Raw genomic sequence first — 6,187 nt, 5'->3', positions numbered from 1 at the left:
TTTTCTAAAATCGACGGGATGACTGGCGACCAACACCTTCACGCCAGCCGGGATCATGCCTGGCGAACCGCCCGGATAATCCGCACCAGCTGCTCCTCATTGACCCGGCGCTTCTCGATATGAGGTTCATCAGCGCGCTGGAGGCGAAGGCGTGGGCTTCTGTCAACTTGATGTAATTGTCCTTGAAGACTCCTCTGCTGGCTTGGCAGCTCTCCATGTGTCGGCCACCGACGATCGCCACCGGAACCAGCGCCTTCTCTCCCCAGTTATCCAGGGCGCCAACGATGTCGTCTCCGAATCACGCTTCTCGTCCATGAAAACTCCCTGTCCCATTGTGGCAATTGATGTAGTGGCCTAGCGGCCTCTCGCCTGCCGTTCCAAGGAAGCTCCCAAATCCTTGCCCTGGACATATGGTTCGGTTCTGGTGTGGAGCTCGAACGATCCATCGCGGGCATAGAGCTGTTTGGTGGCATTTTTCGCGATGCTCGTATTCATCCCGGCGACCTGGTCGCGTCGATAAATCCTCGCCGCAGGCTGTTTGTTAAGCAAGCCAATCAGCGCGAGCTTCGGCGTGATCGGAACCATGACAATCGTGCCCGCTAGGCCGAATCCCGGCGAATATGGGCGCCGGTCAGTTCCGTCAGCCCACGCCAATACGACCGGATCGTCGCAGGTCGCGTACGTGGTTTCTGGCGTGGCCGAGGCGAATGACCAGCTCCTGCGAGCCAGTTGCTCAACAGCCGTCGGGACCGCTTCGAGCTCCAATCCAATCAGGTAGGTCTGATCGATCGCGACCTTGTATTCGCCTCGATCGATGAAGTCCCTCATGTCCTCATAACTGATGTCATCGCGGATTGGGACGCCATTTGCTCGCGCCTGCTTCACCGAACCGTCGAAGCGATCCTTATCCTGCAGCATCATTTTCATCACGCCGTTGACGACTTTCAAATGAAAATTCTCGATCATTGACCTGAAGCGTGGATTACGCACGGCCACGTTCCCCATCAGAAGCATGACCGAAGAAAATGCGCGTCCGATGGGAAGCTGTTCGCCTCTATCACCTCGGCGAGATGCACTGAGATTTCACCCTCGATCTCGGCCATCCCGTCCTCGACGTGGTTCGGATCATAGCCCTCGACATCGATCCGGAAGAAGTGGCGCCGGCTGCCGACGTTCCGGACCAGGGTCTCGAACGATTTTCTCGTCGATTGATCGAAGCAAAAGACCTTCGCCTTCCGTCCGTCACCCGCGGGACTGAAGTTCCTCAGATAGAACTGCGGAATGAAGTGGTGATTTGCCTTCCCTGCCATTATTGCCCGCAATGTTTGCAGACCCGCGGTGGTCTGACTTGGTCGATTAATGTCAATATCGCGCCTAGCACTACTTTGGCACTTTAGGCTCTGGGATATTCGCAAGGAGCATGTCACAGCGAGGACATCGTCGGGGTGGAGGTCGTGCGAAGATGTCGAGGATCGCTTGCCTGATGGCCGGCATGCTTGGCTGTGGTGGCGGTCCCGAGACTCTTTTTTTTCCGTCCCGCTGCTTTGAGGCGGCGGGATTGAAGGAAGGCGTAGGCGATCATCGTCATCAACGCATGTCGATGTAATCCCGTCCAGGATCTACCTTCGAAGTGGTCGAGCCCAAGCTCTTCCTTGAGCTGCTGGTGGGCCTGTTCACAGATCCACCTGGCCTTGATCGTGGCAGCGAGCGTCTTGATGGTGGCATCGGCCGGCAGGTTCGACACATAGTATTTTTGCTCCCCGGTCGACCGCCGCTCGCCGACGAGCCAAACCTCGTCGCCAGGCATGCATTGCATACGGTTATCGAGCATCCGGTGCTTATGGCCATCCGCAACACGGACACGACGGGCCGCGAAGAGACAGGTCAGCCGACCTTTGGTGCCCCGCCGCCAGCTGACCTTTTGCCATTTCCCTTCGGCCAACAACGTTTCAGCCGAGACCGGGGGCTGATCAGGGATGTGGTATTTGCGGGGCTTTCCGGCCTTCGCGACGGGGAAGATCAGGGCAACGTCGGCGGGATAGACGTTCTGGCGTCGCGACAGACCCACTGCCCACAGCAGACCGCGCTCACTCAAAGCCTGACGGAAGGGTCCGCTGGAGCCGTACCCTGAATCGGCAAGCACACAGCCAAAACGCGCACCGGAGGCGATGACGCGGTCGACCTCCTCGATTGCAATCTCCGGCTTTGTCAGAGCAGTCTGTCTATCCTTCGGCACACGAGCCCGCGCCATACGTTCAGGATCATCTGTCCAGCTCTCGGGCAGGAATAGCCGCAGGCCCACCATCACCGGCACCTCGCGCGACGCCAAGGTTACCGAGACCAGCGACTGACAATTGGCAGTCTTTCCGAGCGACGAGGCATATTGTGGCGCGACGCCAACCGAGTGACGTCCCTTCTTGGGCAATGCCGTATCATCGATGACAAGAAAACCCGCCTCATCGCCAACCAGGCCATCTGCCTTCTTCAGCAGGGCAGCCTCGAGTGGAGCACTGTCCCAAACTCCGGCAGCGACGAAATGATGAAGCTGATCGTAGCCGACCTCGCCAGCGCGCGCCGCCATCGGCTGAACGCTCTTGCGGTCTCCTGGACCAATCAAACCCGCGACATAGAGAGGACACATCCGCGCCCGCGTCTTGTGCCCTAGCGCCGCGACAAACGGCGCAAGCCAGCGCGCCAGATCAGCTTGCCAGTTCCCATCCATGGCCGGCCCCTCCAAAAGCCGACCTCCTATGAATCACCGAAGACGCCTCTTGGGAATCCTGAAAGTGCTCGCCCGCCAAAATCTGCCAAAGTAGTGCTAGTACCTGGACAACGAACGGCTCCTGCTCTTCGTGGTGGGTGACATCGATCGCCGCCCAAATCAAACCGAGCGTTAGAAGCGTTTTTTCTCGGAGATTGATGTCCAGCTGCTCGCGGGTCATATCCGGGGCGCCGCCATCCTTGGCGTAGAGGGCCTCATCCCGAAAGCTCGCGCGCTTGTGAACATAATCAACCATTGTCTCCGGCGCTGGGAACCTGGTGACGAAGGCCGCATGCGCAGCATAGGAGGATGGGTCGTCGCCATCTTCGTTGAACGAAAACAGCCGAAGTCCAAGAGGATGAAACACCTCGTCCTCTCCGGATCTGAATCTTGCTCGAAGATCATCGCTGGCGGAATTGTGAGCGATCGCCAGCCCGATTTGTCCCGCGTGATCTGAAATGGACCTGGGCGTAGGCCGAGACCACAGCTTTCTGAGCGTGATCCCGGACATTGATCTTCTTCGCCCAGGAACCGTAACCACTGGCCTTCGCCGAAGCGATGAACGAGGCTACCGCTTCTTCCGTCGCATGCGTCGCACAGAAGAAAGGCGACGGTATGTGAAATGTCAGCGATCTTCTGTGCTCTTACCAGGTGGTTGCGAGCGTTCATAGCACAGGCCAAAGCCCGTCCTGACAAGCGTTGATAGACCCTCCTAGAGACCCAATCCGCGACGGGATTATCAATCAACGACTTCACAACCACTATTAGTGTCCTGATTTGGAGACGCAGACTCGCCGCTGGCACCATCCACACAAAGGTTGGGGATGCCAATGGCTCGGGCGACCCGAGAACATGAAGACTTGTGTATCGCGCGCAACAGTGGCTACCCGTCAGCCGCCGCATCGGTCGCCCCAACTGTGGATCATCGTCGGTTAATTTTGCTTTTGCTTTGTTCACGATAGCGCCGTGGCTTATACTAAGGGCTGAAAACCAATCCCATCCGAGGGCGAGCGGAGCGCGAGAATGGACGACTTGCGAGACTTTACACTCGCGGAGTTCCTGACGGATCAAAGCACGAACTTTAAGTCCTCCCTCCCCGTAGCGCATTCTTCTGAGTCGAGTAATTTGATCAGAATGCTGACGGGTGGAAAGATCGCAGTTACCGAGTGCGATACGTTCACATCGGAAAAGCTAGCGTACTTTTTCTACGGTCGTCCCGCGTATCGAAAGACCTACGACAAGCCGAAGAACTGGCAGCTGCCATTCGTGCTCGTTCTTAAAAGCACCTGTCTACTAAATGTTAGACGCATCTATCCTTTTGATTCTGGCGCCTACTTTTCGGGTAGATTCCCCGAGTACCTAACGGGTTTCGACCCAAAGGGCTATGAGCTTGCAGGGCAAGGCCTCCCAGTTATCGATCTGCTGATCGATATCTTCTTTGGTACCGATTCTGATTACATGCACGGTGTAGCTAAGCCGGTCGACGAGGTGAAACAGCGCAGAAAACTAGACATACGCCATTCCGAGGTCGAGGCCCTATGCGCCATGTACAATCGCGACCAGTTGAAGGCGGACGACCGAGCGCTCGCAATCGAAATCCAAACCAATACGGACGTGCCTATCAAGGACGATCTGTTGGGGATAGTTATGCCGAGGCCATACTTCGAGGACAAGGAATTGAAAAAGCGATTGAAATCGGTGCCAGGTTTGATCGTGAAGCCATATGACGTCTGGCCCCTAAGCACCGAGAGCTATATGGGGACAATCTATGAAGAGGTGTTGAAGATTTATCGGAAGCTAGGATTCGTCAATGGATGACTCCTACACCCTTTATGGCTGCATTGATTTCGATACCGATTCCTACGCGATATCAGTCCCTGTTCTAAGGCGCCGAGAAGCCAACTACGTCTACATACCAAAAACGGACAACTTCTTTATCGTTCTGGATTTCTATGAAGTTCTGGAGCTGGGATACTCGGTCAAACATATCGATTTCAAAGACCAGGTGCCGGTTACGATAGGTGAGAAGGCTCCAGTCCCTGTTATCGAGAATGGCAGGGTATTTCTGCTCGATGTCGATTGGAGTGAGCAGGTAATCCGTACTCGCCTGCCCGCCCTAGGCAACGAGGCAGTTAAGGCGTTTGTCTCCTTGAGATCGCGGCTCGCTGACATCGCTACCGAAAGCGCGCATGCCGGGCTGGACGCTGCAATGGACGATCTACTCATAGATCCTGTGCGGTCGCGTTACTGGATCTCAAAGTTCTCTGCACTGGTTCGGTCAGCGTTCGAACATGGCCCGCCGCCTGGCGCGGCTGTAACAAGAATAGAGGCGGCGCGAGTGGAATGGCTTGAGAAATTCGCTGCAAAATCGCCCCTAAAGCTGGTTCATAGTATCCTGGATGTTCCAAATCTCAGTGTTCAGCCACAGACGGCAAATCGCGTACTTCTGAATCGCTTCGAAAGTATCCTGCTTACCAAGGGAATTCATGTACCAAATGTGGAGCTTCGGGCCTACGAGAAGATGTTCCCTAGTGGCATCTTTGATGCGATCAGGAAAGAGACAGGTGGGCAGTACGACTATTGGCGTCGTAGATCGGATATATCAACTTTTATTGCGCAGCAAATGTATACTATGGCATATCCATCTGATAGCACCCATGGTCGAGTAAGCGATCCGAAGCAATGGGCTGTATCAACACTTTCGCACTTGCTCCTGTTTTTCGAGGTCGTGGAAGGTGACGACACTGGGCTCGATAATTCTATGCAATATCTTCTTCCCCTTTACGACAAATGTCTTGAACAGGTTACAACAATGGTTGGAGATCGCTATCGCTTGTCGACCGCGATATTCGAACATCCGCATCCGCCTTCATCGCGATTTTTGATTGATCTTCTCCGGGCCTTAAACATAGCCCCCGTGCTGAGGCCGCAGCAACCAGAAGACTGGCTGCCGGTCCTCGACGAGATAATTTACGCGTACCGAAGGCTCGTGATTGTGTCCAAGATCGTTCACCCTTTGACCAGGCGTCTGTCTGATCAAGAGGTAGCATTCAAAGAGATCGACCACGCCTTGATGGATGCGATCAAGAAGGCGCAGAGTACCAAGAATATATCTGCTCTACGAGAACTATTACTACCTAGAACCGTATTGGCTTCGCGTTCTGATTGAAGAATTGCGGGCGCGTCTATCGATCCTTGCTAAGCGCTTTGTTGAGCGCCTCGGTCAGCTGCCAATTTGGCGACAAGCTGGGAACTCCATGCTTTTAGCTCCAAAATGCCGCTTCAACGGTGCGTTTGGATGTCCGCTTATGGTGATGTTGTAGGTACGCATCCGGTGAAGACCGCAGACGTGCGCATCCGGCAGCCAGGAGAACCTGAGCACCGGAGTGCTGGGGTCAAGCTTTCTTTGGGGAGACGCGATGATAT

General features: G+C 55.2%; 5 protein-coding genes and 1 pseudogene. 2 read left to right on the top strand and 4 right to left on the bottom strand.

Features of this window, described 5'->3' with window-relative positions; translation table 11 throughout:
* Positions 1-354: 354 nt before the first annotated feature.
* The 3 genes and pseudogenes from NKJ91_RS33195 to NKJ91_RS33185 form a co-directional block, all read right to left on the bottom strand.
* Entirely contained in the window at positions 355-1,005 is a 651-nt protein-coding gene (locus tag NKJ91_RS33195; protein WP_502903659.1) for a DUF4238 domain-containing protein, read from the bottom strand.
* Entirely contained in the window at positions 1,005-1,310 is a 306-nt protein-coding gene (locus tag NKJ91_RS33190) for a DUF4238 domain-containing protein (protein ID WP_352458870.1), read from the bottom strand. The genes NKJ91_RS33195 and NKJ91_RS33190 overlap by 1 nt, the downstream gene beginning before the upstream one ends.
* 113 nt (positions 1,311-1,423) lie before the next feature.
* A pseudogene (locus NKJ91_RS33185) lies at positions 1,424-2,759 on the bottom strand (IS701 family transposase).
* Positions 2,760-3,784: 1,025 nt separating this feature from the next.
* Between NKJ91_RS33185 and NKJ91_RS33180 the strand changes: the two are divergent.
* Both NKJ91_RS33180 and NKJ91_RS33175 read left to right on the top strand, forming a co-directional pair.
* Complete coding sequence (locus NKJ91_RS33180; RefSeq protein WP_352458869.1) at positions 3,785-4,579, top strand: hypothetical protein; 795 nt, start codon at positions 3,785-3,787, stop codon at positions 4,577-4,579.
* Entirely contained in the window at positions 4,572-5,930 is a 1,359-nt protein-coding gene (locus tag NKJ91_RS33175; RefSeq protein WP_352458868.1) for a hypothetical protein, read from the top strand. The genes NKJ91_RS33180 and NKJ91_RS33175 overlap by 8 nt, the downstream gene beginning before the upstream one ends.
* Before the next feature lie 54 nt (positions 5,931-5,984).
* On the opposite strand, the gene NKJ91_RS33170 is transcribed toward NKJ91_RS33175, so the two are convergent.
* Positions 5,985-6,187: hypothetical protein (locus NKJ91_RS33170; RefSeq protein ID WP_352458867.1), on the bottom strand; the 203-nt coding region annotated here is incomplete at its 5' end.

The sequence above is a fragment of the Mesorhizobium sp. M0040 genome (assembly GCF_040323505.1).
Taxonomy (GTDB): Bacteria; Pseudomonadota; Alphaproteobacteria; order Rhizobiales; family Rhizobiaceae; genus Mesorhizobium.
This window is presented reverse-complemented; position numbering and strand designations above follow the sequence as displayed.

Bases quoted from the DNA above. Each gene is read 5' to 3' on its own strand.
- NKJ91_RS33190 (WP_352458870.1), bottom strand. From the start codon at position 1,310: ATGGCAGGGAAGGCAAATCACCACTTCATTCCGCAGTTCTATCTGAGG.
- NKJ91_RS33195 (WP_502903659.1), bottom strand. From the start codon at position 1,005: ATGGGGAACGTGGCCGTGCGTAATCCACGCTTCAGGTCAATGATCGAG.
- NKJ91_RS33180 (WP_352458869.1), top strand. From the start codon at position 3,785: ATGGACGACTTGCGAGACTTTACACTCGCGGAGTTCCTGACGGATCAA.
- NKJ91_RS33175 (WP_352458868.1), top strand. From the start codon at position 4,572: ATGGATGACTCCTACACCCTTTATGGCTGCATTGATTTCGATACCGAT.